This window comes from Saccharopolyspora ipomoeae, from assembly GCF_029952525.1.
In the GTDB taxonomy this organism is placed as follows: domain Bacteria; phylum Actinomycetota; class Actinomycetes; order Mycobacteriales; family Pseudonocardiaceae; genus Saccharopolyspora; species Saccharopolyspora ipomoeae.
Genome location: NZ_JASAOF010000014.1, coordinates 44,451 through 70,672 on the forward strand (window position 1 = coordinate 44,451; position 26,222 = coordinate 70,672).

The 26,222-nt window shown below is 71.2% G+C and carries 24 protein-coding genes; 11 read left to right on the plus strand and 13 right to left on the minus strand.

Annotation, left to right across the window (positions count from 1 at the left end; translation table 11 throughout):
* Window positions 1–187: 187 nt before the first annotated feature.
* A complete protein-coding gene (locus tag QFW96_RS20160; RefSeq protein WP_281457249.1) occupies window positions 188–661 on the minus strand; it encodes a LysM peptidoglycan-binding domain-containing protein in 474 nt (157 codons plus the stop codon).
* 249 nt (window positions 662–910) lie between these two features.
* Here QFW96_RS20160 and lexA point away from each other — a divergent pair, with 249 nt between their 5' ends.
* Window positions 911–1,621 carry a transcriptional repressor LexA gene (gene lexA, locus QFW96_RS20165; protein ID WP_406692178.1) on the plus strand — a complete coding sequence of 237 codons (711 nt, stop codon included), beginning with the start codon at window positions 911–913 and terminating at the stop codon, window positions 1,619–1,621.
* 114 nt (window positions 1,622–1,735) lie between these two features.
* On the opposite strand, the gene QFW96_RS20170 is transcribed toward lexA, so the two are convergent.
* The 5 genes from QFW96_RS20170 to QFW96_RS20190 all read right to left on the minus strand — a co-directional run bounded on the left by QFW96_RS20170 (window position 1,736) and on the right by QFW96_RS20190 (window position 6,857).
* Entirely contained in the window at window positions 1,736–2,758 is a 1,023-nt protein-coding gene (locus QFW96_RS20170) for a hypothetical protein (RefSeq protein ID WP_281457250.1), read from the minus strand.
* Window positions 2,748–4,121 carry a GTPase HflX gene (gene hflX / locus QFW96_RS20175; RefSeq protein ID WP_281457346.1) on the minus strand — a complete coding sequence of 458 codons (1,374 nt, stop codon included), beginning with the start codon at window positions 4,119–4,121 and terminating at the stop codon, window positions 2,748–2,750. Before hflX ends, QFW96_RS20170 begins: the two co-directional genes overlap by 11 nt.
* 232 nt (window positions 4,122–4,353) lie before the next feature.
* Window positions 4,354–5,196 (minus strand): diaminopimelate epimerase, encoded by an 843-nt coding sequence (gene dapF / locus QFW96_RS20180; protein WP_281457251.1) that lies wholly within the window; start codon window positions 5,194–5,196, stop codon window positions 4,354–4,356.
* Between the two features lie 9 nt (window positions 5,197–5,205).
* A complete protein-coding gene (gene miaA, locus QFW96_RS20185; RefSeq protein WP_281457252.1) occupies window positions 5,206–6,117 on the minus strand; it encodes a tRNA (adenosine(37)-N6)-dimethylallyltransferase MiaA in 912 nt (303 codons plus the stop codon).
* Window positions 6,118–6,146: 29 nt separating this feature from the next.
* Complete coding sequence (locus QFW96_RS20190; RefSeq protein ID WP_281457253.1) at window positions 6,147–6,857, minus strand: class III extradiol ring-cleavage dioxygenase family protein; 711 nt, start codon at window positions 6,855–6,857, stop codon at window positions 6,147–6,149.
* A 332-nt stretch (window positions 6,858–7,189) separates the two neighbouring features.
* Between QFW96_RS20190 and QFW96_RS20195 the strand changes: the two genes are divergently transcribed.
* Entirely contained in the window at window positions 7,190–8,515 is a 1,326-nt protein-coding gene (locus QFW96_RS20195; RefSeq protein ID WP_281457254.1) for a DUF349 domain-containing protein, read from the plus strand.
* 74 nt (window positions 8,516–8,589) lie between these two features.
* On the opposite strand, the gene QFW96_RS20200 is transcribed toward QFW96_RS20195, so the two are convergent.
* Both QFW96_RS20200 and miaB read right to left on the minus strand, forming a co-directional pair.
* Window positions 8,590–9,033, minus strand: a complete 444-nt coding sequence (locus tag QFW96_RS20200; protein ID WP_281457255.1) for an Rv2732c family membrane protein — start codon at window positions 9,031–9,033, stop codon at window positions 8,590–8,592.
* Window positions 9,030–10,514 carry a tRNA (N6-isopentenyl adenosine(37)-C2)-methylthiotransferase MiaB gene (gene miaB / locus QFW96_RS20205; RefSeq protein WP_281457256.1) on the minus strand — a complete coding sequence of 495 codons (1,485 nt, stop codon included), beginning with the start codon at window positions 10,512–10,514 and terminating at the stop codon, window positions 9,030–9,032. The genes QFW96_RS20200 and miaB overlap by 4 nt, the downstream gene beginning before the upstream one ends.
* A gap of 278 nt (window positions 10,515–10,792) precedes the next feature.
* Between miaB and QFW96_RS20210 the strand changes: the two genes are divergently transcribed.
* From QFW96_RS20210 to QFW96_RS20225, 4 genes are all read left to right on the plus strand, one after another.
* Window positions 10,793–11,521 (plus strand): amino acid ABC transporter ATP-binding protein, encoded by a 729-nt coding sequence (locus QFW96_RS20210; protein WP_281457347.1) that lies wholly within the window; start codon window positions 10,793–10,795, stop codon window positions 11,519–11,521.
* Between the two features lie 66 nt (window positions 11,522–11,587).
* Entirely contained in the window at window positions 11,588–12,463 is an 876-nt protein-coding gene (locus QFW96_RS20215) for a glutamate ABC transporter substrate-binding protein (protein ID WP_281457257.1), read from the plus strand.
* A gap of 74 nt (window positions 12,464–12,537) precedes the next feature.
* Complete coding sequence (locus QFW96_RS20220; protein ID WP_281457258.1) at window positions 12,538–13,197, plus strand: amino acid ABC transporter permease; 660 nt, start codon at window positions 12,538–12,540, stop codon at window positions 13,195–13,197.
* On the plus strand, window positions 13,194–14,066 hold the full coding sequence (locus tag QFW96_RS20225) for an amino acid ABC transporter permease (protein ID WP_281457259.1): 873 nt from the start codon (window positions 13,194–13,196) through the stop codon (window positions 14,064–14,066). Before QFW96_RS20220 ends, QFW96_RS20225 begins: the two co-directional genes overlap by 4 nt.
* Before the next feature lie 58 nt (window positions 14,067–14,124).
* Here the strand turns inward: QFW96_RS20225 and QFW96_RS20230 are convergent, their stop codons facing one another.
* On the minus strand, window positions 14,125–14,718 hold the full coding sequence (locus QFW96_RS20230) for a transporter substrate-binding domain-containing protein (protein WP_281457260.1): 594 nt from the start codon (window positions 14,716–14,718) through the stop codon (window positions 14,125–14,127).
* A 179-nt stretch (window positions 14,719–14,897) separates the two neighbouring features.
* On the opposite strand from QFW96_RS20230, the gene edd reads away from it, so the two are divergent.
* Entirely contained in the window at window positions 14,898–16,745 is a 1,848-nt protein-coding gene (gene edd / locus QFW96_RS20235) for a phosphogluconate dehydratase (protein WP_281457261.1), read from the plus strand.
* Between the two features lie 41 nt (window positions 16,746–16,786).
* Window positions 16,787–17,410, plus strand: a complete 624-nt coding sequence (eda, locus tag QFW96_RS20240; RefSeq protein WP_281457348.1) for a bifunctional 4-hydroxy-2-oxoglutarate aldolase/2-dehydro-3-deoxy-phosphogluconate aldolase — start codon at window positions 16,787–16,789, stop codon at window positions 17,408–17,410.
* A gap of 153 nt (window positions 17,411–17,563) precedes the next feature.
* Here eda and QFW96_RS20245 read toward each other — a convergent pair whose 3' ends face one another.
* The 3 genes from QFW96_RS20245 to recA all read right to left on the minus strand — a co-directional run bounded on the left by QFW96_RS20245 (window position 17,564) and on the right by recA (window position 20,035).
* Window positions 17,564–18,220 (minus strand): HAD family hydrolase, encoded by a 657-nt coding sequence (locus QFW96_RS20245; RefSeq protein WP_281457262.1) that lies wholly within the window; start codon window positions 18,218–18,220, stop codon window positions 17,564–17,566.
* Between the two features lie 146 nt (window positions 18,221–18,366).
* Window positions 18,367–18,963, minus strand: coding sequence for a regulatory protein RecX (locus QFW96_RS20250; protein ID WP_281457349.1), 597 nt, complete (start codon window positions 18,961–18,963; stop codon window positions 18,367–18,369).
* A gap of 16 nt (window positions 18,964–18,979) precedes the next feature.
* A complete protein-coding gene (recA, locus tag QFW96_RS20255; RefSeq protein WP_281457263.1) occupies window positions 18,980–20,035 on the minus strand; it encodes a recombinase RecA in 1,056 nt (351 codons plus the stop codon).
* 283 nt (window positions 20,036–20,318) lie between these two features.
* Between recA and QFW96_RS20260 the strand changes: the two genes are divergently transcribed.
* A complete protein-coding gene (locus QFW96_RS20260; RefSeq protein WP_281457264.1) occupies window positions 20,319–21,059 on the plus strand; it encodes a DUF4383 domain-containing protein in 741 nt (246 codons plus the stop codon).
* A 6-nt stretch (window positions 21,060–21,065) separates the two neighbouring features.
* Here QFW96_RS20260 and QFW96_RS20265 read toward each other — a convergent pair whose 3' ends face one another.
* Entirely contained in the window at window positions 21,066–21,260 is a 195-nt protein-coding gene (locus tag QFW96_RS20265) for a DUF3046 domain-containing protein (RefSeq protein ID WP_281457265.1), read from the minus strand.
* Between the two features lie 37 nt (window positions 21,261–21,297).
* On the opposite strand from QFW96_RS20265, the gene QFW96_RS20270 reads away from it, so the two are divergent.
* Window positions 21,298–21,420, plus strand: a complete 123-nt coding sequence (locus QFW96_RS20270) for a hypothetical protein (protein WP_281248770.1) — start codon at window positions 21,298–21,300, stop codon at window positions 21,418–21,420.
* Between the two features lie 235 nt (window positions 21,421–21,655).
* Window positions 21,656–26,221: an ATP-dependent helicase gene (locus tag QFW96_RS20275; RefSeq protein ID WP_281457266.1), complete on the plus strand. Its 4,566-nt coding sequence runs from the start codon at window positions 21,656–21,658 to the stop codon at window positions 26,219–26,221.
* Window position 26,222: the final 1 nt, after the last annotated feature.

Below are 26,222 nucleotides of genomic sequence, written 5' to 3' on the forward strand. Positions count from 1 at the left end.
AGTACCCGGAAGACCGGAAGCCCAATCTCTGGGCTAACCACATGGACGTAACTACTAGATGTTGTGGTCGACTCTAAACCCGTGTCCAACCGCGTTGCAAACCGACACACCCTTGTCGCCCGGCCGGATGACGCACTCCTCGCCCCAGCTGCGAAAACCCGGCGAACCACAACATCTAGTGGTTCGGTCAGCTACCGACCGGCACCACCAGGTGACGTCCCGCTTCGGCGGAAGCGCCCCCGAGACCGTTGAGCTCGACGATGCGCTCGACCACCGCACGGGGGTCCTCGTCGGGAGCCATCCGCGTCGCGATGCCCCAGAGAGTGTCCCCCGTTCGCACCTGCACAACGGTGGTACCTCCCGTCACCGGCGCGTCGCCGACCCCGAACAGCCCCACCAGCACCACGACGAGGAAGGTCGCGGCCGCGACGCCGCCCAGCACGAGCCACTCACCGGCTCTGCCGATCGCGCGCAGCGGCCGCGCGCACGATCTGACCTCGCCCACCCGGCCACGACCGGCCGCCTGGATCACCCGCCCATGTGGGCGACGCTCTTCCGCACGTCGGCGGGGCGACACGATCGGTTCGACTTCCGGCCGCACGGCGAGCGATTCCCGCTCAACCGGCCGAACCCGCCGTACTGTGTCGATGAACGTGGTCATGTCGCCTCCCGCGCGGAAACAATGATCGAAAGGTTGTTCGATCGAACCTCCGTGCGATTGTGTACCAAGAGTGGCCTTCAGCGCGAGACCCGAGCCTGAAATTAACTCGAACAGGTGTTTGATCTCCGTGTTTGTCGCGTCTACTGTGGAAAGCGAGCGGCGAACGGCGGTCACCGGCGACCAGAACCGGGGCGACGCACCGCTCGACCCACACCAGCACCGCAGTTCACACGGATTCAGGAGGCAGCGGTGGCGACGAATGCGACCGGCTCTGTCGGGGGCCGCGTACACGACATCAAGGACTCCCCTGCCGAGGTGGACACCGTGCCGGAACAGGCCACGGCGGCCGAGGAGCTCAGCGACCGCCAGCTGAAGGTCCTCGAAGCCATCCGGGAGTGGATGAGCGAGCACGGCTACCCACCGAGCGTGCGGGAGATCGGCGACGCGGTCGGCCTGACCTCCACCTCGTCGGTGGCCTACCAGCTGCGCGTGCTGGAGCGCAAGGGCTTCCTGCGCCGCGACCCGCACCGGCCGCGCACCGTGGGCGTGCTCGTCGGCGGCGAGTCCGAGAGCGAGACCCAGGCCAAGCCGGCCTACGTACCGGTCGTCGGGCGTATCGCGGCCGGTGGCCCGATCCTCGCCGAGGAGTCCATCGAGGACGTCTTCCCACTGCCGAAGGAAATCGTCGGCGACGGGACGCTGTTCCTGCTCAAGGTCGTCGGCGACTCGATGGTCGACCTGGCCATCACCGACGGGGACTGGGTCGCGGTTCGCCAGCAGCCCGAGGCCGACAACGGCGAGGTCGTCGCAGCGATGATCGAAGGCGAGGCCACGGTCAAGACGCTCAAGCGCACCGACGATCACGTCTGGCTGATGCCGCACAACTCGGCCTACGAACCCATCCTCGGAGATGACGCCCAGATCCTCGGCAAGGTCGTCGCGGTCCTGCGCCGTCTCTGACCTGGGGGCCGTCTCTGACCTGGGGGCCGTCTCTGACCTGGGGCCGTCCCAGACCTGGGCGCCGTCCCTGACCGAAGACCGCCTCCGGACGAGGCCCTCCTGCGAACGAGGCGGTCAGGAGCGCCTGCGGCGCCAGCCCACCAGGTAGACCAGCAGGGCGGCGACGACTACGGCGAAGACCAGCGAGCGGCCGGTGGACATGCCGTCCTCCTCGGCCGCGGGCTGGGCCTGATCACCGTCGCCGGGTGCGGGGTTCGCCGCGGGCTCCTCGGACGGGTCCCCGTCCGCACCGGAAACGCGGCGGATCGGCTCGTTGCCCTCCGACCCCGACAGCAGCCCGCCGCCGGGTTCCCAGGCGATGGCCTCGCCCTGCTCCTCGTTCGGCAGCGGGATGCGCACGGGTTCGCCGCGGAGCGCCTCGAGCACGTCGCCGTTCGGCGAGCGGTAGACGTAGGCCTCGGTGTAGGTGCGCAGCGCGACCAGCGTGCCGTCCGCGCTCACCGAACCGCCGGTGACCAGGACCGAGCCCATCGACCCGTCCATCGGCCCGCCCGGCGTCCTGGTCGCGCGCAACGACACTGTGCCGACTCGTTCCATCGGGACGGTGGCGTCCGGGTCCAGCGGTTGCGCGGGCCGGTAGACGCCCGCCCAGCCGAGCGGTTCCTTGGTGACGACGTAGGGCACTCCCGCGCGATCCAGCAGGAGCGCTTCGGCGTCGTGCGGGCTGTCCGGGTACTGCATCCGGTACAGCGTCGAGCCGCCGCCCGCGGGCAGGACGTGCAGCGCGACGGTCTTGCGGTCGTGCCGGTTGTCGCCGGTGTCGGCGAGCCACACCGCGCCGTCGGGCGCCAGCGCCAGGTCCTCGACGTCGTAGGGGTTGGCCGTGCTGGTGCGCTGGGACACCACTTCGCAGGTCTGCGGGTTCAGCAGGAACACCTGCACCGAAGATCCCCCGTCACCGACGGCGTACCAGTGGTTCCCGTCGGAGGCCAGGCCCGACAGCTCGGAGAGCTCGGAGTCCTCGACCGTGCACACCTCGACCGGTCCCGGTTGGCCGTGCGCGGGCGTGCCGGTGACGATCACGCCCGCGGCGAGCAGCGCGGCCCCGGTCAGGCCGCCGGCTCGGTCAGGCCGCACCGTCGGCCGCGAACGGCTCGAGCAACGAGGCCAGGTCCGGCCGGACCTTGGCCTGGATGCGGGTGCCCTCCGGCGTGTGCTCCTCGACGACGACCTCTCCGTCGCTGTGCAGCCGCGCCACCAGATCACCCCGCGTGTAGGGGATCAGGGCGTTGACGAACAGCTCCGGTCGGGGAAGCCGGTCGGCGATGATCTCGCGAAGACCCTCGATGCCCTTGCCGCTGTGCGCGGAGACGAACACGGCCTCCGGGAGCAGGCGGCGCAGCTCGGCCATCCTGGTCGCGTCCACCGAGTCGATCTTGTTGACGACCAGCAGCTCCGGCGGCATCTCCGAGGCGTGCTCCTCGGAGATCTCGCTGAGCACCTCCCGCACCGCGGCGACCTGCTCGTGCGGCGACGACTCGGAGCCGTCGACCACGTGGACCAGCAGGTCGGCGCTGGCGACCTCCTCCAGGGTGGAGCGGAACGCCTCGACCAGCTGGTGCGGCAGGTGCCGGACGAACCCGACGGTGTCGGTGAGGGTGTGCGGCCTGCCATCCGGGGTGACCGCCTTGCGGGTGGTCGGGTCCAGGGTGGCGAACAGCGCGTCCTCGACCAGCACACCGGCGCCGGTCAGGGCGTTGAGCAGGCTGGACTTGCCGGCGTTGGTGTAACCGGCGATGGCCACGCCCGGGACCTCGTTGGACTCGCGGCGGCTGCGCTTGGTGCCGCGGACGGTCTTCATCGCCGCCAGTTCCTTGCGCAGCTTGCTGATGCGCTTGTGCACGCTCCGGCGGTCGGTCTCCAGCTTGGTCTCACCGGGACCGCGGGTGCCCACGCCGCCGTTGGCGCCCGCCCGGCCACCGGCCTGACGGGACATCGTTTCACCCCAACCGCGCAGGCGCGGCAGGAAGTACTGCAGCTGAGCGAGCTCGACCTGCGCCTTGCCCTCCTTGGAACGGGCGTGCTGCGCGAAGATGTCGAGGATCAGCGCGGTTCGGTCGACGACCTTGACCTTGAGCTTCTCCTCCAGCTGCCGCAGCTGGCCGGGCGAGAGCTCGCCGTCGCAGATGACCGTGTCGGCGCCGTTGGAGGCGACCAGGTCGCGCAGCTCGCGGACCTTGCCCGAGCCGATGTAGGTGCCCGGGTCGGGCCGGTCGCGGCGCTGGATGATGCCGTCGAGCACCTCCGAGCCCGCGGTCTCGGCGAGGCGCGCGAGCTCGGTCAGCGAGGCGTCGGCGTGCTCGGCGTCGCCTTCGGTCCACACGCCCACCAGCACGACGCGCTCCAGGCGCAGCCGCCGGTACTCGACCTCGGTGATGTCCTCGAGCTCGGTGGACAGGCCCGAGATCCGCCGGAGGGACGCGCGTTCCTCCAGCTCCATCTCGCCGGTGGACGGCTCGTCCCCGTCGAGGATCGGTTCGAATTCGTCGACGTCGGCCACGTCCGGCTCCAACGCCGAGTCCTGGTCGAGCTCTGGGGATGCGGTCAAGGAATCTCTCATCTCAGGGTCATTGTCCCACGCTGCGCGACCCATTTTCCCGCACAGCGCTCGCAGGCGCCCGATCGCGCACCGCCGAAACCGGCGTTGACCTGCGCTTTCGGGAAGTCTCTCGTCACGGGTTCTGCCACCAACCGGCGTCGAGCCGTCCCCCGCCGACGAGCACGGCCGGTCCGGTCAGGGTCGAGCCGCTGGCGGTGACCTCCACCTCGACGGTGCCGCCGGGGATGTGCACGGTCCGGTGCCCGGTGGTCTGACCTGCGGCGTGCAGCGCGGCGGCGGTCGCGGCGACCGTGCCGGTGCCGCAGGAGCGGGTCTCGCCCACGCCGCGCTCGTGCACCCGCATGCGCACCTCGTCGCCGCCCAGCGGCCGGACGAACTCGACGTTCACGCCGTCCGGGAACAGGTGCGCGTCGTGCGGCGGGGCGGTGTCGAGGTTCAGGGCGTCGAGGTCGTGGTCGCCGACGCAGACCAGGTGGGGGTTGCCGACGTCGACCGCGACCCCGGAGAAGACCTGGCCGGTCACGGCCGTGGTGGACTCGCCGAAGATCTTGGCCTGCCCCATCTCCACGGTCACCCGGCCGTCGTCGTGGGTGCGCACCGGACGGATGCCCGCGCGAGTGCCGACCGGCAGGTCACCGGCCTGCGCGAGGCCGGACTCGACCAGGTAGCGGGCGAAGACCCGCACGCCGTTGCCGCACATCTCGGCGATGGAGCCGTCGGCGTTGCGGTAGTCCATGAACCACACGTCGCCGGGGACGTCGGCGGGAGCGTCGGGCAGGTTGGCCGCTCGGATCACGCGCAGCACGCCGTCAGCGCCCAGGCCGCGCTGCCTGTCGCACAGCGCGCGCACCCGGTCCTCGGTGAGCTCCAGCTCACCGTCCGGGTCGGGGAGGATGACGAAGTCGTTCTGGGTCCCGTGGCCCTTGATGTACTCGGGTCCTGCGAAGGCGTGCACGTCGCCAGTCTACGGATTCACCAGGGCCAGGACATCGTCGGCAAGCGAGGCGTCGGCGGCGTCGAACCAGCGGATGCGTTCGTCGCGGCGGAACCAGGAGCGCTGCCGTCGCACGAAGCGACGGGTCAGCCGCGCGGTCTCGGCGGCCGCGGCGGTCATGTCGCCCGCCCCGTCGAACTCGGCGAGCACCTGCTGGTAACCCAGGGCCCGGCTGGCGGTGCGGCCGTGCCGGAGCCCCTGTTCTTCCAGGTGGCGCACCTCGTCGGCCAGGCCCGCGTCGAACATGCGGGTCACGCGCTCGTCGACGCGGTCGTCGAGGTCCTCGGCCGGGCGGTCCAGGCCGATCAGGACGGTGCCGTAGCGGGCGGGCCCGGGCGTGGGCAGGTTCGCCGAGAACGGCTCGCCGGTGATCTCGATGACCTCCAGCGCCCGCACGATGCGCCGCCCGTTGCTGGTCAGGATGGCCGTCGCCGCTGCCGGATCGAGCTCGGCGAGCCTGCGGTGCAGCGCGACCGGGCCGAGCCGGGCCAGCTCGTCCTCGTACTTCTGCCGCACCTGGGGGTCGGTCCCCGGGAAGGTCAGGTCGTCGACGACCGCCTGCACGTAGAGCCCGGAACCGCCGACGAGGATCGGAGTGCGGCCGCGGGCGAGGACGTCCTCCACGTCGGCGCGGGCGGCGCGCTGGTAGGCCGCCACGGAGGCGGTCTCGGTGACGTCGAGGACGTCGAGCTGGTGGTGCGGGATGCCGCGTCGCTCGTCCGGGGTGAGCTTGGCGGTGCCGATGTCCATGCCTCGGTAGAGCTGCATGGCGTCGGCGTTGATCACCTCGCCGTCGAGGCGTTCGGCGAGCGCTACGGCCAGGTCGGACTTGCCGGTCGCGGTGGGCCCGACGACGGCGACGGGGTGCGGGAGCGGGGACACACCAGAACCTTAAGAGCTCGCCCGGCGCTTCAGTCGTCCCTGGTCCAGGTGGCGACGTCGTAGGTCACCCCGAACGGGGTGCCCGAGTAGAGCAGCTCACCCCTCCAGGTGCCCTCGGCGACCACTCCCGGTAGCACCTGCAGGGCCTCGCGGGACACCCCGACCTCGGCGCACAGCGCGGGATCCAGCTCCATCAGGGCCTCGGCGTCGACCCGGGCCAGGGCGGTGGCCAGCAGCTCGTCCAGCGGCCGGGCGCGGTGGTCGGGCCGGTGCGGGGAGCGCTCGTCCGAGCGGTTGCTGCCCTCGGCCAGGACCAGCAGCGCGGTGTCCGATCCGGCGAGCTCCGCACCCAGGTCGCGGCACTGCTCGGCCGGGGTGCCGGGCGCCAGCAGCCGCACGTCGACGGTCCGGGCGCCCGCCTGCTCGCGCAGCAGCCCGGCGATGAGGGCGGGCAACGGCAGCTCCGTTAGCGGTTCGGCCGCATCACCGAGCGATGGGTCGCCGAGCGAGACGCGCACGTCCCGGCCGTAGCCGGCGAAGGTGCCCGAGGTGGTCGAACTGAATCGGATCGGGCCGGAGGGATCTACGCCAACGGCCACCCATTCGGCGCTCGAATCCGCCAGACTGGACACGGCGCGCAAACAGGCGCCTCGCAACCGCTCGGTTTCGGCATCGGCCCGCACGGTCAGGGCGGGAACCAGCAGCGGCGGGTGCGGCACGACGGCGACTCGGGTGATCACATCCGTGCACGTTAAGAGGTCACGGTCGACTTGGTTGGAGCGGGTGACCGCGGAGCGCGGCGGTGCGGACCGGTGCGAGGCATCGGCACCCTGCTCGCTGCCGCTGGACGGGCCTCCGATGACAATGAAGCCGTGCAGGTCATGGCGTCGCGAGGTTTCGGCCGGGCACCGATTCGGACGTGGAGTACCGGATCGGCTGCTGACCTGTTTGAATGCGCCAGCGGAAGCCGGACCATCCGACGGTTCGGGCTGACGCTTGCTGGGCCCCGTCGATGCGGGGCGCCCGTGCCGGACACGGGCATCGGAGCGGGCACGCAAGGAGGAAGCCGGCCATGACGCACCAGGACACGACCCCCGAGTCGGTCGCCAGCAAGGCGGTCGCGGACTCGACCAGCAGCAACACCGGGTCACCCGCGGTCGCGCCCGCAGTACCGAAAGCCTCCTCGGACCCGTCCAAGTGGGGTCGGGTCGACGCCGACGGGACGGTGTACGTGAGCACCTCCGACGGCGAGCGGGCGATCGGTTCGTGGCAAGCCGGTGATGCGGCCGAAGGCCTGGCCCTCTACGCCCGCAAGTTCGACGACATGGTCACCGAGGTCGAGCTGCTCGAAACCCGGCTGGGCACCCACGCCGGGGAGCCGAAGCACACCCTGACCAGCGCCAAGCACCTCCAGGAGGCGCTGCCCGAGGCGGCCGTGATCGGTGATCTCGGCGCGCTGGCCGCCCGCCTCGAGCACCTGGTGGCCCGGGCCGAGGAGGCCGTCGAGGGCGCCAAGCACGAGAAGGAGCGCGCCCGCGCGGACGCCATCGCCCGCAAGGAGGCGCTGGTCGCCGAGGCCGAGGAGATCGCGCACGAGTCGACGCACTGGAAGTCGGCGGGCGACCGGCTGCGGCAGATCCTCGAGGAGTGGAAGAAGGTCCGCGGCGTCGACCGCAAGACCGACGAGCAGCTGTGGCGGCGGTTCTCCAAGGCCCGCGACGCCTTCAGCCGCCGTCGCGGCTCGCACTTCGCCGAGCTGGACCGCCAGCGCGCGGCCTCGAAGGTCCACAAGCAGGAGCTGGTCGAGGAGGCCGAGTCGCTGACCGAGTCCAGCGACTGGGGCGAGACGGCGAACCGCTACAAGCAGCTGATGCAGGAGTGGAAGGCCGCCGGGCGGGCTCCCAAGGACACCGACGAGCAGCTGTGGCAGCGCTTCCGCGCCGCCCAGGACCGGTTCTTCAGCCGCCGTTCTGCGGCGTTCTCCGAGCGCGACGCCGAGTACGCCGCCAACGCGAAGCTGAAGGAGGAGCTGCTGGTCGAGGCCGAGCAGATCGATCCGTCGGCCGATCTGAAGACGGCGCAGTCGCAGCTGCAGCGGTTGCAGGAGCGCTGGGACGAGATCGGCAAGGTCCCGCGCGAGCGGATGCGCGAGCTGGAGGGTCGGCTGCGCGCGGTGGCCGACAAGGTCCACGAGGCCGCCGACGCCCAGTGGCGCCGGACCGACCCGGAGGCCCAGGCCCGCGTCGACCAGTTCCGCGGCCGCGTCGAGCAGTTCGAGGCGCAGGCGGAGAAGGCCCGGGCCGCCGGTGACGAGCGCCGCGCCAAGAAGGCCGACGAGCAGGCCGCGCAGTGGCGCGAGTGGCTGCGCGCAGCGGAGCAGGCCATCGCCAGCCGCTGAGCCGGAACGCGAAGAAGCCCCGCACCCGTTCCGGTGCGGGGCTTCTTCGCGAGCGGTCGCAATCGCGGGACCGGTCAGTCGCGGGACCAGACGATGCGCATCCACTGGATCGCCAGGATCAGCATGCACGCCACGGCGAGGAGGAGGCCGACGCCCGGCCCCCCGGTGCCGCTCGTCTGCCGCGACCAGATCGCGATCATGCCTTCGAAGGTGACTACGAGTCCGGCGAGACCGGCCACGAACGCCGCTCCCCAGAATCGGGTGATCAGCGCCAGCGCGCCGAAGCCGAGCCCGATGATGGTGGCGTTGATCGCGAACAGCCGCGGCAGCAGGCCCACCTTCAGGTCCGGGTCGGCCTGCCCGGCCAGCACCTGCCAGCCCGCGCTGTCACCGGCCCACGGCAGCAGCGCGCTCACCACGAGCACCAGCATCACCGTGGCGATGACCAGCGCCTTGGAGCCGGGGTCGAAGCGCCGCAGCACCGCGATGCGGGGTTTGACGTCCTGTTCCTCGCTCAACACGCACATCCCTGCTGCGCCGCCGGCTGCGGGGCCGGGGCGCCGATGGAGGGCAGCCCGAGGCTGACCCCGGAGGTCTTGGGTCGCACGCCTTCCTCCCAGTGGTCGCCGGCGCGGGTCCGGCGGTGGCCGGTGATCTCGGTGTCGGCGACCAGGTGGTGCGGGGCGGCGCGGGTGATCGTGGTCCGCACGAGATCGCCGGGGCGGATCTCGCCGTCGAGCGCGCCGGTGGGCGTGAAGTGCACCAGGCGGCCGTCGCGGGCGCGGCCGCTGAGCCGGTGGGTCTCGGCGTCCTTGCGCCCCTCCCCCTCGGCGACCAGCAGCTCGACCTCGCGGCCGACGATCTTCTTGTTCTCCTCCCAGGAGATCTCGTTCTGCAGCGCGACCAGCCGGTCGTAGCGCTGCTGGACGACCTCCTTGGGCAGCTGGTCGGGCATGTCCGCGGCGGGCGTGCCCGGGCGCTTGGAGTACTGGAAGGTGAAGGCGCTGGAGAACCGGGCGCGGCGCACGACCTCCATCGTGGCCTCGAAGTCCTCCTCGGTCTCCCCCGGGAACCCGACGATGATGTCGGTGGTGATGGCCGCGTCCGGCATGGCCCGGCGGACCTTGCCGACGATGTCGAGGAAGCGCTCGCTGCGGTAGGAGCGGCGCATCGCCTTGAGGACCCGGTCCGAACCGGACTGCAGCGGCATGTGCAGCTGCGGGCAGACGTTGGGCGTCTCGGCCATCGCCTCGATGACGTCGTCGGTGAAGTCGCGCGGGTGCGGCGAGGTGAAGCGGACCCGCTCCAGGCCCTCGATCTGGCCGCAGGAGCGCAGCAGCTTGCCGAAGGCGAAGCGGTCGCCGAACTCCACGCCGTAGGCGTTGACGTTCTGGCCCAGCAGGGTCACCTCGAGCACGCCCTCGGAGACCAGCGCTTCGACCTCGGAGAGGATCTCGCCGGGGCGGCGGTCCTTCTCCTTGCCGCGCAGCGACGGCACGATGCAGAAGGTGCAGGTGTTGTTGCAGCCCACCGACACCGAGACCCAGCCGGAGTAGGCGGAGTCGCGGCGCGCCGGGAGCGTGGACGGGAAGACGTCCAGCGACTCCAGGATCTCGACCTCGGCCTCCTGGTTGTGCCGCGCGCGCTCCAGCAGCGTCGGCAGCGAGCCGAGGTTGTGGGTGCCGAAGACGACGTCGACCCAGGGCGCCTTCTTGACGATGGTGTCGCGGTCCTTCTGCGCGAGGCAGCCACCGACGGCGATCTGCATGTTCGGGTTGACGTCCTTCTGCGGACGCATGTGGCCGAGCGTGCCGTAGAGCCGGTTGTCGGCGTTCTCGCGCACCGCGCAGGTGTTGAACACGACCACGTCGGCGGGCATCTCCCCGCCACCGGCGGCCCGCACGTATCCGGCGTCCTCCAGCATGCCCGCGAGCCGCTCGGAGTCGTGCACGTTCATCTGACAGCCGAAAGTGCGGATCTCGTACGTCTTCGTGCTCACCGTTCCACGGTAGCGCCTGGTCAGATCGCCGATTCACCCGCCCGGACCGATGATGGGGCGGTGCCGGACCACACCGGGCAACTACGGAGCGCAACAGGGGTGCACGGGTTAAGCCCTTACGCGGATGAGGACAACCGCATTGCGTAACTGAGTTGAAACAACGTATCGATCCCAACCACTGGACTCCGGCTGCGCGACAGGCTTAAGTTTCCGCCAACGAAATCCACAAACGACGCATTCGGGAGCACTGAATGACCGCAGCCCCCTCGGACTCCCCGATGATCCGGATGTCCGCGGTCGACAAGTTCTTCGGCTCACTGCACGTGCTGCGGTCGATCGATCTCGAAGTGCCCCGCGGACAGGTCGTCGTCGTGCTGGGTCCCTCCGGCTCCGGCAAGTCGACGCTGTGCCGGGCCATCAACCGGCTGGAGCCGATCGACTCCGGATCGATCGAGATCGACGGCGTGCCGCTGCCCGCCGAAGGACGTGCCCTGGCCGAACTGCGCGCCGACGTCGGCATGGTCTTCCAGCAGTTCAACCTCTTCGCGCACAAGACGATCCTGGAGAACGTCACGCTCGGACCGATCAAGGTGCGCGGGCAGGGCCGCGACGAGGCCCAGCGCGAGGCCACGAAGCTGCTGGAGCGCGTCGGCATCGCCGACCAGGCCGACAAGTACCCGGCGCAGCTCTCCGGTGGCCAGCAGCAGCGGGCGGCCATCGCCCGGGCGCTGGCGATGAAGCCGAAGGTGATGCTCTTCGACGAGCCGACCTCCGCGCTGGACCCGGAGATGGTCAACGAGGTGCTCGACGTGATGACCGGCCTGGCCGACGAGGGCATGACGATGGTGGTCGTCACGCACGAGATGGGTTTCGCCCGCCGCGCCGCGCACCGCGTCCTGTTCATGGCCGATGGCGAGGTCGTCGAGGACGCCGAGCCCGAGAAGTTCTTCGGAGAGCCGAAGAGCGACCGGGCCAAGGACTTCCTCGGCAAGATCCTCACCCACTGATGTTCTCCACCCACTGCACAGAGAGGCGTTAAGCAGATGCGAGGCAAGAGGTTTCGTCTGGTCACGGTGCTGACGGCATCGCTGGCCCTGGCGCTGTCCGCCTGCGGCGGGGGCGGCGAGAACCAGCTGGCCGGCGGCGGTGGCGCCCCGGAGATCCCGGTCGACCAGAACGCGCAGTTCGAACCCGGCACCACGATGGCCAACCTCAAGCAGGCGGGCACCATCCGGATCGGCACCAAGATCGACCAGCCGCTGTTCGGCCTGAACGATCTGGAGGGCAAGCCGCAGGGCTTCGACGTCGAGATGGCCAAGCTGGTCGCGGCGAAGCTGGGCATCCCGGCCGACAAGATCCAGTGGGTCGAGGCGCCGAGCAAGACCCGCGAGGAGATCATCGAGCAGGGCCGCGTCGACATGGTGGTGGCCACCTACACCATCAACGACTCGCGCAAGCAGCGGATCAGCTTCGCCGGGCCGTACTACACCGCCGGTCAGGACATCATGGTCAAGTCCGACGACTCCCGGATCACCGGTCCGGAGACGCTGCGGCCCACCGGGGCCAAGGTCTGCTCGGTGACGGGTTCGACCCCGGCCGAGAAGATCAAGGAGTACGTCGACCCGCAGAACCTGGTGCTCTTCGACGTCTACTCCAAGTGCGCCGACGCGCTGCGCACCGGCCAGGTCCAGGCCGTGACCACGGACAACGTGATCCTGATGGGACTGGTCGAGAAGAGCGGCGGCCAGTTCAAGATCCTGGAGAAGCCCTTCACCGAGGAGCCCTACGGCATCGGCATCAAGAAGGGCGACACGAAGTTCTGCGAGTTCATCGACCAGACCCTCGCACAGGCCGGCCAGGACGGCACCTACGCGAAGGCCTGGCAGGCCACGGCCGGGAAGGTGTCGCCGCAGACGCCGGCCCTGCCGCAGCCCGATCCCTGCAGCTGACCTGATCGCGGAATGAGGGTGCCGCCCGATCGGGTCGGCACCCTCATCTCTTGGGCCCCATCTCTTCGGCCGGAGTGGAATCTGTGCAAGTCATCATCGACAACCTGCCGCTGTACCTGAGCGGCCTCGTGCGCACCCTGGAGATCTGCCTGCTGGCGGGTCTGCTCGCGCTGGTCATCGGCACCATCGCGGCCGGTTTCCGGGTCTCCCCGCTGCCCCCGCTGCGGGCCGCCGGGACCAGCTGGGTCACCGTGCTGCGCAACTGCCCGCTGACCGTGGTGCTGTTCTTCATGGCCTTCGGGCTGCCGGAGCTGGGCATCAACGGCTCCTACTTCTGGTTCGGCACGATCGGCCTGGCGCTGTACACCTCGGCGTTCGTGTGCGAGGCGATCCGCAGCGGCATCAACGCAGTCCCGGCCGGTCAGGCCGAGGCGGCGCGGGCGGTGGGCCTGACCTTCGGCCAGTCGCTGTCGCTGGTCGTGCTGCCGCAGGCGGTGCGCACGGTGGTGCCGCCGCTCGGCAACGTGATCATCGCGATGATCAAGAACTCGGCGCTGGTCGGCGCCTTCGGCGTCGGCGGCGACCTGTTCTCGGTCGGCGACACGCTCACCTCGGCGCGCGGTCTGGCCGCGCTGCCGGTGCTGCTCGGCGTGGTGCTGTTCTACCTGGTGCTCACCATCCCGGCCGGCCTGCTGCTGGGGTACCTGGAGCGGAAGGTGGCGATCGCGCGATGACCAACTCGGTTCTCTACGAGGCACCCGGCCCGCAGGCCAAGCGCCGCTCGCTGGTGGCCAGCGCCGTGGTCGGGCTGCTGCTGCTCGCGGTCGTCGGCTGGGTGCTCTACACCCTGGGCAGCCAGGGGCAGCTGACCGCCGAGAAGTGGGGTCCGCTGCTGGACCCGACCAACGGCACCTTCACCGCGCTGTGGGGCCTGCTGGGCACCGGCCTGCTGGGCACGCTCACCGCGGCCGTGCTGGCGATGGTGTTCTCGCTGGTCATCGGCACGTTGCTGGCGATCACCCGGGTCGTGAGCGCGCCCTGGTACCGCTGGCTGGTGGTCGGCGTGGTCGAGCTGCTGCGCGGCATCCCGGTCGTGATCATGGTCTTCTTCGCGTTCCGGGTGCTGCCCTCGCTCGGCCTGGACCTGTCGCCGATGTGGTTCCTGGTGATCGGCCTGACCGCGTACAACTCGGTGATCATCGCCGAGATCGTGCGCGCCGGGATCCTGGCGCTGCCCAAGGGCCAGAGCGAAGCGGCCTACGCGATCGGTCTGCGCCGGGGCCAGGTGCTGGGCTCGGTGCTGCTGCCGCAGGCGTTCCGGGCGATGCTGCCCGCGCTGATCAGCCAGCTCGTGGTGATCGTCAAGGACACCTCGCTGGGCTTCATCGTCGCCTACGTCGACGTGGTCCGGGAGGCTCAGGTGATCATCCAGAACCTGAACAACCCGATCCAGACCTACATCGTGGTCGGCGCGATCTTCATCCTGATCAACTACGCGCTGAGCAGGCTGGCGACCTACACCGAACGCCGCCTCAGCCAGGGCCGCAAGGGCAAGCTGGGCAAGGTCGAGGTCGCCGAGGCCGGCGAAGCGGCCCGGCTCTGACCGGCTCGGCCCGACGAAGCGGGGCGCCTCCCACATCGCGTGGGCGGCGCCCCGTTCTTCACGGTCGGGCCGAGATGCCCTGGGGCGTCAGGTTCGCGTCGGCGAGGCGCTGCCAGGTGCCGTCGCCCACTCCGGCTTCGATCATGCCCCGGAGCTCCTCGGCGAGCTTGGGGTCGTCGGCCTTGATGACCAGGTTCCGCTCGGTGTCGGTGACCGCGTAGGGGATCTGGGTGAGCTGCGGGACGTCGGCGGTGCCGCCGAGCAGGACGTCGACGTTGCCCGCACCGACCGCGTCGCGCAGCAGCGTCGGGGGCAACCGGCGGAACTGCACCTGGGTCTCCGGGTTCAGGCCCATGCGCCGGGCCAGGTCGCGCGCGATGTCGGCGTCGAAGCCCCGGTACTCGCCGGCCGGGTCCCGGGTGACGAAGGCGGGCTGATCGGCGCGCACGCCCACCATCAGCTTCTGGCGCTGCTTGATCGCCGTCAGCGTCGGCGAGCTGCCCAGCTCGACGTCGCTGCCCGCCGAGGGGTCCGGCGCGGGCGCCGGGGCCTCCGGGGCGGGCGGAGCGGGTGGTGGCGCGGCGGGTTCCGCGTGCCCGCACCCGGCCAGACCGACGGCCAGCGCCGCCACTGTGAGCAGGCGAATCCTCACAACCACTCCTTCACCATCGGGGCGTCGACGACCATGATCGCGCACCCGCTGTGTCCTGCGGGAACGCATTCCCACCGACTGGATCGATTGTGAAATCCAGGCCACACCCGCTAGTGTGACGCGCGCCATGTGGCGCCAACGTCGTCGCCCGTTTGTCCAGCTCAACCTCGGAGGCGATCATGGCGCCACTGCACCCCGTCGTGGAGCAGGTCACCCGCCGCATCGCAGAACGCAGCGCGCAGACCCGCTCCGCCTACCTCGACCGCATCAACGCCGCCGCAGCGGCGGACGGTCCCGTCCGGGGCGACCTGCCCTGCAGCAACCTCGCGCACGGCTTCGCCGCCTGCAGCGGATCGGACCGGCTCGCGATCCGCGGCGCGCGCAAGCCCGGGGTGGCGATCGTGTCGGCCTACAACGACATGCTCTCCGCGCACCAGCCCTACGACGAGTTCCCCGCGTGGCTGAAGGATTCCGTCCGCGAGGCCGGTGGTGTCGCGCAGTTCGCCGGTGGCGTGCCCGCCATGTGCGACGGCATCACGCAGGGCCGCACCGGCATGGAGCTGTCGCTGTTCTCCCGCGACGTGATCGCGATGGCCACCGGTGTCGCGCTGTCCCACGAGATGTTCGACGGGGCGCTGCTGCTCGGGGTCTGCGACAAGATCGTGCCGGGCCTGCTGATCGGCGCGCTGGCCTTCGGCCACCTGCCGACGCTGCTGGTGCCCGCCGGACCGATGCCCTCGGGGCTGCCGAACCGGGAGAAGAGCCGCATCCGGCAGCTGTTCGCCGAGGGAAAGGCGACCCGGGAAGACCTGCTGGAGGCCGAATCCGCCTCCTACCACTCCCCCGGCACCTGCACGTTCTACGGCACCGCCAACTCCAACCAGCTGGTCGTCGAGGTCATGGGCCTGCACCTGCCCGGATCCAGCTTCGTGCCGCCGAGCACCCCGCTGCGCAAGGCGCTGACCGAGGAAGCCGGGCGGCAGGTCGTGCGGCTCGGCGAGGCCGAGCAGCGCACCCCGATCGGCGAGGTGCTCGACGAGAAGGCGATCGTCAACGGCGTCGTCGCGCTGCTGGCCACCGGCGGCTCGACCAACCACACGCTGCACCTGCCGGCCATCGCCGCAGCAGCGGGCATCGAGCTGACCTGGGACGACTTCTCCGACCTGTCGGCGGTCGTGCCGTCGCTGGGCAAGGTGTACCCGAACGGTTCGGCCGACATCAACCACTTCGCGGCGGCCGGGGGCGTGCAGACGCTCATCGGTGAACTGCTCGACGCAGGTCTGCTGCACGCCGACGTCCGCACCGTCGCCGGTCCCGGGCTGGACCGCTACCGGCAGCAGCCGTTCCTCGACGACGGTGAGCTGGTGTGGCGGGACGCGCCCGCGAAGAGCCTCGACATCGATGTGCTGCGCGGCGTCGACGACCCGTTCGCGCCGGACGGCGGGCTGCGGGTGCTGGAGGGGAACCTCGGGCGCGCGGTGATCAAGGTGTCGGCGGTGGCCGCCGAGCACCGCACCGTGACCGCGCCGGCGCGGGTCTTCGACGACCAGCACGCGTTCAGCGCCGCCTTCTCCGCCGGGGAGATCGACCACGACGTCGTCGTGGTCATCCGCAACCAGGGTCCGCAGGCCAACGGCATGCCCGAGCTGCACGGGCTCACCCCGGCGCTGGGCGTGCTGATGGATCGCGGGCACCAGGTCGCGCTGGTCACCGACGGCCGCATGTCGGGCGCGTCCGGCAAGATCCCGGCCGCCATCCAGCTCACCCCGGAAGCCACCGCGGGCGGGCCGCTGGCGCGCGTCCAGGACGGCGACGTTCTCCGGCTCGACGCCGATCGCGGCACCCTCGAAGCGCTGGTGCCCGCCGACGAGCTCGCCGCGCGGCAGCCCGCCGCAGGCGCGAACCCGGCTCCGTTCGGCACCGGGCGCGAGCTGTTCACCGCGTTCCGCCAGGCCGTCGGCCGCGCCGACCAGGGCGCGAGCGTGTTCGGGCAGGCGCAGCCGCGAACCGACCAGGTGCGAGCATGACCAGCGGCGGAACCACCGCCCTGACGCGATTGGAATCGAAGATGAACACCGCAGCCGACGTGTTCGACCTGGCTCCCGTGGTGCCGGTCGTGGCTCTCGACGACGTCGAGCACGCCGTTCCGCTGGCCGAAGCGCTGCTGCGCGGCGGGATCCGGACCATCGAGGTCACCCTGCGCACCCCGGCCGGGCTTCCGGCGATCGAGCGGATCGCGGCCGAGGTTCCCGACATGGTCGCGGGTGCGGGCACCATCACCGAGGTCGGGCAGGCCAAGCAGGCCGCCGACGCCGGTGCCCGCTACCTGGTCACGCCCGGCACCACCGACCGGCTCCTCGACGACCTGGACGCCTCCGGCGTGCCGTACCTGGCGGGTGCGGGCACGGTCTCGGAGGCGATGCGGCTGGCCGAACGCGGGGCGAGCGCGATGAAGTTCTTCCCCGCCGAGCCCAGCGGCGGTGTGCCGTTCCTCAAGGGCATCGCCGGGCCGCTGCCGCACCTGCGGTTCTGCCCGACCGGCGGCATCAGCCCGGCGACCGCGCCGGACTACCTGGCGCTGCCCAACGTCGGCTGCGTGGGCGGCTCCTGGCTCGCGCCGAAGAACCTCCTCGCCGCGGGCGACTGGGCCAAGATCGAACAACTGGCCGCCGAAGCCGCCGCCCTCCGCTGATCCCCGGGGCGCCCGTCAGCGGGCGGGCGCCCCCACCCGAGCGGGAAAACCCCGTTCTCGTCCTGTCGAAAACCGCGGCACTCGTCTGTCGAGAACCCCGGTTCTCGCGGGTCGGAAGTTGCGGTTCTTGACCGGTCGAAACCGGGGTTCTCGTCAGGAGGCGAGGAGGGCGAGGGCTTGGGGGATGGAGTCGACCACCGGGCGGCCGGAGGTCTCGAGCTTGGTGCGGTCCATGACTCCGGTGGTGACGAGGATGCAGTTGGCGCCGGCTCGTTCGGCGGCGTGGGCGTCGTCGAGGACGTCGCCGATGAGGACCACCTCGGCCGGGTCGAGTTCCTGGACCTTGAGGTGGGCGCGGAGGTGCTCGTCCTTGGACCCTCCGCCGACCGCGGTGCGCAGGCCGTCCATCCGGTCGAAGAACGCGTGCAGGCCGCGGGCGGTGACCAGGTCGACCAGCTCGTCGTGGAACCACATCGACAGCAGCGATTGGGTGCCGCCGGTCGCCGCCCAGTCCCGAAGGGCGTGCGGGACGCCCTCGGCCATGCCGCAGGAATCCAGCAGTTCCCGGTAGGCCACGTGGTAGAGCTCGTCGACGCGGGCCCAGTCGTCCTCGGTGATCTCGCGCCGCAGCAGCCGCGCGTAGCAGTCGCGCAGCGGCCGGCTGTAGATCGCGCGCCACTCGTCGATGTCGATGTGCTCGCGGTCGAAGAGCGTGCAGACACTGTTCACCGCCGACACCACGGCGTGGTTGTCGTCGAGGAGCGTTCCGTTCCAGTCCCACACGATGTGCCGGGGGCTCGACTTGGTCATGACCCCGGACCCTACGACGCCCACCCGACGTTCTGGTACCCGCGTCCCACAGTCAGAGAGCTCCGGCGAAGCGCACCGGGTTCCGGGAGCGGGCCGTTCAGCTCGCGGGATTCAACCGGCTTTCACCCCAGCGACCCAGGGGCGGGTCAGGGCAGGTCGAGGTCCGAGTTCGCCGCGGGATCCCCGGCGTTCTCGATCTCCTCCTTGACGATCCGGTAGGCCAGACCTTCGGAGTAGCCCTTGCGGGCGAGCATTCCGACCAGGCGGCGCATCTTCGCGGTGTGCTCGACCGAGCCCATGCCGCGCAGCTTGCGCTGCACGAGCTCGCGGGCGCGCTCCGCCTCCGCATCGCCGTCCACGTTGGACAGAGCGGATTCCACCAGGTGCTCGTCGATGCCCTTGCGGCGCAGCTCGAACCCCAGCGCCTTGCGGCCCAGCCCCTGCGAGCGCTGACGCTGGTTGACCCACTCCTCGGCGAACGAGGCGTCGTCGACCAAGCCCGCGTCGACGAACTTCTGCAGCACGGCATCGGCGATCTCCTCGTCGATGTCCTTGCGCAGCAAGGCCTGCCGCAGTTCGAGACGGCTTCGCGCGCGGCTGGCCAGCAGCCGGTACACCACGTCGCGCGCTTGGGCGGCGGGGTCGTCGGGCTTGCGCTGCGGCTTGGTGTCCGCAGCGGCGTCCCGCGGTTCGGAGTCGGGGGTGCGGCGTCCGCGCCCCCGACTCCGGCCTTCGTCGTTCATCCGCGCCAAGGCCGGATCAGAACTCGACCGGCGCGGGCTCGGCGGCGGCGTTGTCGCCCTCGGCGTCGAGGGTGGCGCCGATGCCGAGCTTCTCCTTGATCCGCTTCTCGATCTCGTTGGCCACGTCGGGGTTCTCCCGCATGAACTTGCGGGCGTTCTCCTTGCCCTGGCCCAGCTGGTCGCCCTCGTAGGTGTACCAGGCACCGGACTTGCGGATGATGCCCTGCTCAACACCCATGTCGATCAGCGAGCCCTCGCGGCTGATGCCGACGCCGTAGATGATGTCGAACTCGGCCTGCTTGAACGGCGGCGCGACCTTGTTCTTGACGATCTTCACGCGGGTCCGGTTGCCGACCGCGTCGGAACCGTCCTTGAGCGTCTCGATCCGGCGCACGTCCAGCCGCACCGAGGAGTAGAACTTCAGCGCCTTACCACCGGTGGTGGTCTCCGGGGAGCCGAACATGACGCCGACCTTCTCGCGGAGCTGGTTGATGAAGATCGCGGTGGTCTTGGCGTTGTAGAGCGCGGAGGTGAGCTTGCGCAGCGCCTGGCTCATCAGCCGGGCCTGCAGACCCACGTGGCTGTCGCCCATCTCGCCCTCGATCTCGGCGCGCGGCACGAGCGCGGCCACCGAGTCGATGACGATGATGTCCAGCGCGCCGGAGCGGATCAGCATGTCCGCGATCTCCAGCGCCTGCTCACCGGTGTCGGGCTGGGACACCAGCAGCGCGTCGGTGTCGACGCCGATCGCCTTGGCGTACTCCGGGTCCAGCGCGTGCTCGGCGTCGACGAAGGCCGCCGTGCCGCCGAGCTTCTGGGCGTTGGCCACGGCGTGCAGGGCGACCGAGGTCTTACCGCTGCTCTCCGGGCCGTAGACCTCGACGATGCGACCGCGCGGCAGGCCGCCGATGCCCAGCGCGACGTCGAGCGAGATGGAACCGGTCGGGATGACCTCGACCGGCGGCCGCGAGTCGTCGCCGAGCCGCATGACCGATCCCTTGCCGAACTGCTTGTCGATCTGGGCGAGCGCCAGCTCCAGCGCCTTGCCCTTGTCCGGTGTCGCTGCTGCCATCGGGGTCCACCTCGGTGAAGTCTTCGAGTCGGGTCTTCGGGCGACTCTCTTTGCGGGCGAGTCGTTCACGTCGTTTCAGACGCTACGGGCTGGGACCGACAATCCGACTCGCGGGGTTTGCGGGCGCTCCCGGTCCCGTGGCACCCATACTAAGCGAACGGATGTTCGAGCACCGAACCGACACGCCGGTCGAATCACCTGGTCGTGTGACGGTGCGATCAGGGGCTCGTGGGAGGACACTCGGGACGACCTCGTGTTTTCCCAGGAGGTGCTCATCATGCGCATGGATCGCTACCTTCCGCCGGAGCACCCGCTGAACCGCTTCTACCGGGTCGCCGCCGCCGTCTTCGGGGCGTGCCTGATGGCCTTCGGCGTGCTCGGACTCGCCAACCGGGTCCCGCTGTTCACCACCGACGGCATCGACGTGCTGGGCCTGTCCAGCAACGGGCTGCTGGCCGTCGTGTCGATCGTCGTCGGCGCGATCCTGGTCGGAGCGGCCGCCTGGGGCGGACCGGTCTCCTCCACCACCACGGCCGCCATCGGAGTGCTGTTCTTCCTGTCCGGGCTGGTCAACCTGGTTCTGATCAGCACGTCGTGGAACATCTTCGCCTTCGAGATGCAGAACGTGGTGTTCAGCTTCGTCGCGGGCCTGGTGCTGATGTTCTTCGGCTTCTACGGCCGGGTCAGCGGTGGACTTCCGCAGGACAACCCCTACGTGCGCTACCGCCACCACGAACCGCCGGTGCAGGAGGACCCCGACTCGGTGCTCGCCGACGAGCGGCGGATCTCCGAGCTGGAACCGATGTGCAACGACGAGATGGCCGTGGCCGAGGGCCGCGCCACCCCCGAGCAGCAGCGCCGGGTCGCCGCCGAGCGGATGCGGCACCTGCGCCAGGAGCGGCGCCGCGCCTACGAGCACTACCGCGAGTCCCACCGCACCGAGCAGCAGGAGATCAGCGCCCAGAACCTCTGGGCCGACTTCCAGGACGGGGAGAAGCCGGAGAAGTCCAGCCCTGCCGGGTGAGGTGCCTCAGCGGCGCTCGGCCGGGACCTCGAAGGCGTCGCAGACCGCCGACCAGACCTCCTTGGTCGTGTAGCCGTCCTCCAGGGCCTGGTCCACGGTGCGCCCGCCCAAGGACGAGAACACGTGGTCCTGGGCGAGCATCTCGGACCTGACCCGGCCGAACTCCTCGGCCATGCGGTGGCGGAAAGCGGTGTGGCGCATCGTCGACCAGCGTACGTGTCCGCCGTAGCCTGGTGATGTGCTGCTCCTGCAGGCCGACCCGACCGGCATGTCCACGCCCCTCGGCAAGCTCGTGATCGCCGCGACCCTCATCGCGGTGATCGTCCTGGCCATCCGCTTCTTCTGGCAGAACCGCCGCTAAGAACTGTGCTGTGGTCACCCTGCTTGGCGGTGCGGGTAGCGGAACCTGAGCGCTTCCGTGGACTCCGTGCGCCAATCCTGATGTGTGCCAACACACGGCGTCCCGGCGTACTCGCCACGAAAGCGCTCAGAACCCGCGACGGTGCCAGCTGAGTCCCACACCTGAAACAGCGGCTCCCGCCGCACTGCGATCAGCGACCAGGCCGTCTGTCGGTGACGTGGTCCAGCATGGGGACGTGAACGACGTGCTGGAGGGGTTCTCCGCGGCGACCCGCGACTGGTTCCGCGGGGCCTTCGACGCGCCCACCGAGGCTCAGCGGGGCGCGTGGGAGGCCATCGCGGCGGGCGAGCACGCCCTGGTGGTGGCACCGACCGGTTCCGGCAAGACGCTCGCGGCGTTCCTGTCCGCGCTCGACCGGCTCGCCGCCGAGGACGTGCCCGCCGACCCGAAGAAGCGCTGCCGGGTCCTCTACGTGTCGCCGCTGAAGGCCCTGGCCGTCGACGTGGAGCGGAACCTGCGCGCGCCGCTGGCCGGGATCCGGCAGGCCACCCGGCGACTGGGCGGCGAACCACCGGACGTCCAGGTCGGCATCCGCACCGGCGACACCCCCGCCGACCAGCGTCGATCGTTCGCCCGCAAACCGCCGGACGTGCTCGTCACCACCCCCGAATCGCTGTTCCTGCTGCTCACCTCGGCGGCGCGCGAGTCGCTGACCGGGGTGGAGACGGTGATCGTCGACGAGGTGCACGCCGTGGCCGGGACCAAGCGCGGCGCGCACCTGGCGCTGTCGCTGGAACGGCTCGACGCGCTGCTGGACCGTCCCGCGCAGCGCGTCGGGCTGTCGGCGACCGTGCGCCCGGTCGAGGAGGTGAGCACCTACCTCGCCGGTGGCCGGCCGGTGCGCACCGTGCAGCCCGCGCACCCCAAGGAGGTCGAGGTCCGGGTCGAGGTGCCGGTGCCGGACATGGCCGAGCTCGGCGCGTCCTCCGGCGACGACGGCGACCAGGCCCCTGACCAGCACACCTCCATCTGGCCATCGGTGCAGGAACGCATCCTGGAACTGATCCGGCAGCACCGGTCGACCATCGTGTTCAGCAACTCCCGGCGGCTCGCCGAACGGCTCACGGCGGGCATCAACGAGCTCGCCGTCGAGCAGCCGGAGCCGATGTCCCGCTTCCCCGCCGAGGCGGTCGGCGGTTCCGGGGTCGGCGCGGGAGCTCCGCCGGTGGTGGCCAAGGCGCACCACGGGTCGATGTCGAAGGAGCAGCGCGCCGTCGTCGAGGAGGAGCTCAAGTCCGGGACCCTGCCGTGCGTCGTGGCCACGTCCTCGCTGGAGCTGGGCATCGACATGGGCGCGGTGGACCTGGTGATCCAGGTCGAGACGCCGCCGACGGTGGCGTCCGGTCTGCAGCGCATCGGCCGCGGTGGCCACCAGGTCGGCGCGGTGTCGCGCGGGGTGGTCTTCCCGAAGTTCCGGGGTGATCTGGTCGGCTGCGCGGTGGTGTCGGAGCGGATGGCCGACGGGCTCATCGAGTCGCTCACCTACCCGCGCAACCCGCTGGACGTGCTGGCCCAGCAGATCGTGTCGATGACGGCGATGGACGACTGGCCGGTGACCGAGCTCGCCGCGCTGGTCCGCCGGTCGGCGCCCTACGCGGGCCTGCCCGACTCGGCGCTGCACGCGGTGCTGGACATGCTCGCCGGGCGCTATCCCAGCGAGGAGTTCGGCGAGCTGCGGGCGCGGATCGTGTGGGACCGGGTCAACGACGAGCTGCGCGCCCGGCCGGGAGCGCAGCGGCTCGCGGTGACCTCCGGCGGCACCATCCCCGACCGGGGTCTGTTCACCGTGACCACGCCCGGCGACGAGGAGGCCGGGCGGGGCGGCGTGCGGGTCGGCGAGCTCGACGAGGAGATGGTCTACGAATCCCGCGTCGGCGACACGTTCCTGCTGGGCACCAGCGCGTGGCGGGTCGAGGACATCACCCACGACCGGGTCGTCGTCACGCCCGCGCCGGGCCAGCCGGGGCGGATGCCGTTCTGGCGCGGCGACCAACCGGGCCGTCCGCTGGAGCTCGGCCGAGCGCTGGGGGCCTTCGTCCGCGAGCTGACCGGTGCCGACGCGCAAGCGGCCCGGGAGCGCATCACCGCCGCGGGACTGGACGAGTGGGCGTGCGACAACCTGCTGTCCTACTTGGACGAGCAGCGGCGGGCCACGCGGCACGTGCCCGACGACCGGACGATCGTCGTCGAGCGGTTCCGCGACGAGCTCGGCGACTGGCGGATGGTGGTGCACTCCCCCTTCGGCGCCCAGGTCAACGGCCCGTGGGCGCTGGCCGTCGGCGCGCGGATCCGGGAGCGCCGCGGCATCGAACCGCAGATCGCCTCCTCCGACGACGGCATCGTGATCCGGCTGGCCGACGCGCTGGACGAGTCCGGGGCCGAGGTGCTGCCCACCGCCGACGACGTCCTGCTGCCGCCCGAGGAGGCGCAGCAGCTGGTCACCGACGAGGTCGGCGGCTCAGCGCTGTTCGCCGCGCGGTTCCGGGAGTGCGCGGCTCGCGCGCTGCTGCTGCCGCGCCGCGATCCGCGCCGCCGCACCCCGCTGTGGCAGCAGCGGCAGCGGTCGGCGCAGCTGCTGGCCGTGGCGTCGCAGTACGAGCAGTTCCCGATCGTGCTGGAGGCGATGCGGGAGTGCCTCCAGGACGTCTACGACGTGCCGGGGCTGACCGAGCTGATGCAGCAGGTCGCGGCCCGCAAGGTGCGCGTGGTGGAGGTGGAGACGCCGACGCCGTCGCCGTTCGCGCGCAGCCTCCTGTTCGGCTACATCGGCATGTTCCTCTACGAGACCGACGCTCCGCTGGCCGAGCGCCGGTCGGCCGCGCTGAGCCTGGACTCGACGCTGCTCGCCGAGCTGCTCGGCTCGGAGGCCCTGCGCGAGCTGCTGGATCCGGAGTCGCTGGACGAGATCGAGCAGCAGCTGCAGCGCCTCGACCCCGATCGCCGGCCGCGCGACGCCGAAGGCGCGGCCGACCTGCTGCACTTCCTCGGCGATCTGTCCACGTCGGAGGCCGAGAAGCGCGGTGTGCGGCCGGAATGGCTGGAGGAGCTGGCCGAGCAGCGCCGCGTCCTGCAGGTCCGGATGGCCGGGGAGCAGCGCTGGATCCCGATCGAGGACGCCGGCAAGGTCCGCGACGCGCTCGGCGTCGCGCTGCCGGTGGGCGTGCCCGAGGCGTTCACCGAACCGGTCGCCGATCCGCTCGGGGACCTGCTGATCCGCTACGCGCGCTGCCGCGGCCCGTTCACCGCCGAGACCGCCGCGCAGCGGTTCGGGCTGGGCGTGGCGGTGGTGCACGGCGTGCTGGACCGGCTCACCGGTTCCGGGCGGTTGGTGCGCGGCGAGCTGCGCCCGCTGGAGTCCGGTGGCGGGGGCGCGCTGGAGTACTGCGACGCGGAGGTGCTGCGCCGGTTGCGGCGGGCGTCGCTGGCCCGGCTGCGCGCCGAGGTCGAACCGGTGGAACCCGCTGCGCTGGGCCGGTTCCTGCCGGTGTGGCACGGCATCGGGGCCCGGTTGCGCACGGCGCCGACCGTGGACGACGTGTACGCGGTGGTCGAGCAGCTGGCCGGGGCGCCGGTTCCGGCGAGCGCGCTGGAGTCGCTGGTGCTGCCCGCGCGGCTGCCCGGCTACTCCCCCGCCCTGCTGGACGAGCTGACCGCGACCGGCGAGGTGAGCTGGGTCGGCTCGGGCTCGCTGGCCGGGGGCGACGGGTGGATCGCGCTGGCGCCCACCGACGTCGCCGATCTGCTGCTGCCGGACCTTCCCGAGGAGCCGCCGGATTCGCCGCTGCACCGCGCCGTGGTGTCGTCGTTGGAGGGCGGCGCGCTGTTCTTCCGGCAGCTCGCCGACCGCGCGGGGGCGCTGCTGCTGGAGCAGGATGAGGCGGCGCCCGCCGACGACGCGGTCACGGCCGCGCTGTGGGACCTGGTGTGGGCGGGGACGGTCACCAACGACACGCTGGCGCCGTTGCGCTCGCTGGTCTCCGGCCGGGGTGCCGCGCACAAGCCGCGTCGCAGCGCCCCGCGCGGCCGGTACGCGCGGCTGCGGGCGGGGCGCCCGTCGATGCCGCCGCGCGGCGGGCCGCCGACGGTGTCCGGGCGCTGGTCGCTGGCTCCGCGACCGGCCGCCGAACCGACGCGTCGCGCGCACGCGCGCGCCGAGGCGTTCCTGGAGCGGCACGGGGTGCTGACCAGGGGCGCTCTGGACGTCGAGCGGGTGACCGGGGGTTTCTCCGCCGTGTACAAGGTTCTTCGGGCGATGGAGGAGTCCGGGCGCTGCCGTCGCGGGTACGTGATCGAGGGCTTGGGTGCCGCGCAGTTCGCGGTCCCGGGCGCCATCGACCGGTTGCGGGCGCTCGCCGGTGACGACGAGACCGGCGGTGAGGCGGTCGTGCTGGCCGCCGCCGACCCGGCGCAGCCCTACGGCGGTGCGCTCGACTGGCCGGCCGCGATGGGGGAGACCCGGCACCGGCCCGGCCGCAAGGCGGGCGCGCTGGTGGTGCTGGTCGGCGGCGAGGCCGTGTTCTACGTCGAACGCGGGGGCAAGTCGCTGCTGTCGTTCACCGAGGACGAGTCCGCGCTCCGGGCGGCTGCGGCCGGGCTGGCCCGCGTGGTCCGGGAGGGCTGGCTCGACCAGCTCTCGGTGGAGCGCGCCGACGGCGAGGGCGCCTGGGGTTCGAAGCTGGCCGAGGTCCTCACCGAGGCCGGGTTCCGGGCCACCCCGAAGGGCCTGCGCCTGCGGGCGTGAG

What these genes read in the sequence shown, in the direction of transcription:
- QFW96_RS20160 (WP_281457249.1), bottom strand. Translation starts at nt 661, where the DNA reads ATGACCACGTTCATCGACACAGTACGGCGGGTTCGGCCGGTTGAGCGG.
- hflX (WP_281457346.1), bottom strand. Translation starts at nt 4,121, where the DNA reads ATGGAGCTGGAGGAACGCGCGTCCCTCCGGCGGATCTCGGGCCTGTCC.
- QFW96_RS20195 (WP_281457254.1), top strand. Translation starts at nt 7,190, where the DNA reads ATGACGCACCAGGACACGACCCCCGAGTCGGTCGCCAGCAAGGCGGTC.
- QFW96_RS20210 (WP_281457347.1), top strand. Translation starts at nt 10,793, where the DNA reads ATGATCCGGATGTCCGCGGTCGACAAGTTCTTCGGCTCACTGCACGTG.
- QFW96_RS20225 (WP_281457259.1), top strand. Translation starts at nt 13,194, where the DNA reads ATGACCAACTCGGTTCTCTACGAGGCACCCGGCCCGCAGGCCAAGCGC.
- edd (WP_281457261.1), top strand. Translation starts at nt 14,898, where the DNA reads ATGGCGCCACTGCACCCCGTCGTGGAGCAGGTCACCCGCCGCATCGCA.
- eda (WP_281457348.1), top strand. Translation starts at nt 16,787, where the DNA reads ATGAACACCGCAGCCGACGTGTTCGACCTGGCTCCCGTGGTGCCGGTC.
- QFW96_RS20245 (WP_281457262.1), bottom strand. Translation starts at nt 18,220, where the DNA reads ATGACCAAGTCGAGCCCCCGGCACATCGTGTGGGACTGGAACGGAACG.
- QFW96_RS20250 (WP_281457349.1), bottom strand. Translation starts at nt 18,963, where the DNA reads ATGAACGACGAAGGCCGGAGTCGGGGGCGCGGACGCCGCACCCCCGAC.
- recA (WP_281457263.1), bottom strand. Translation starts at nt 20,035, where the DNA reads ATGGCAGCAGCGACACCGGACAAGGGCAAGGCGCTGGAGCTGGCGCTC.
- QFW96_RS20260 (WP_281457264.1), top strand. Translation starts at nt 20,319, where the DNA reads ATGGATCGCTACCTTCCGCCGGAGCACCCGCTGAACCGCTTCTACCGG.
- QFW96_RS20265 (WP_281457265.1), bottom strand. Translation starts at nt 21,260, where the DNA reads ATGCGCCACACCGCTTTCCGCCACCGCATGGCCGAGGAGTTCGGCCGG.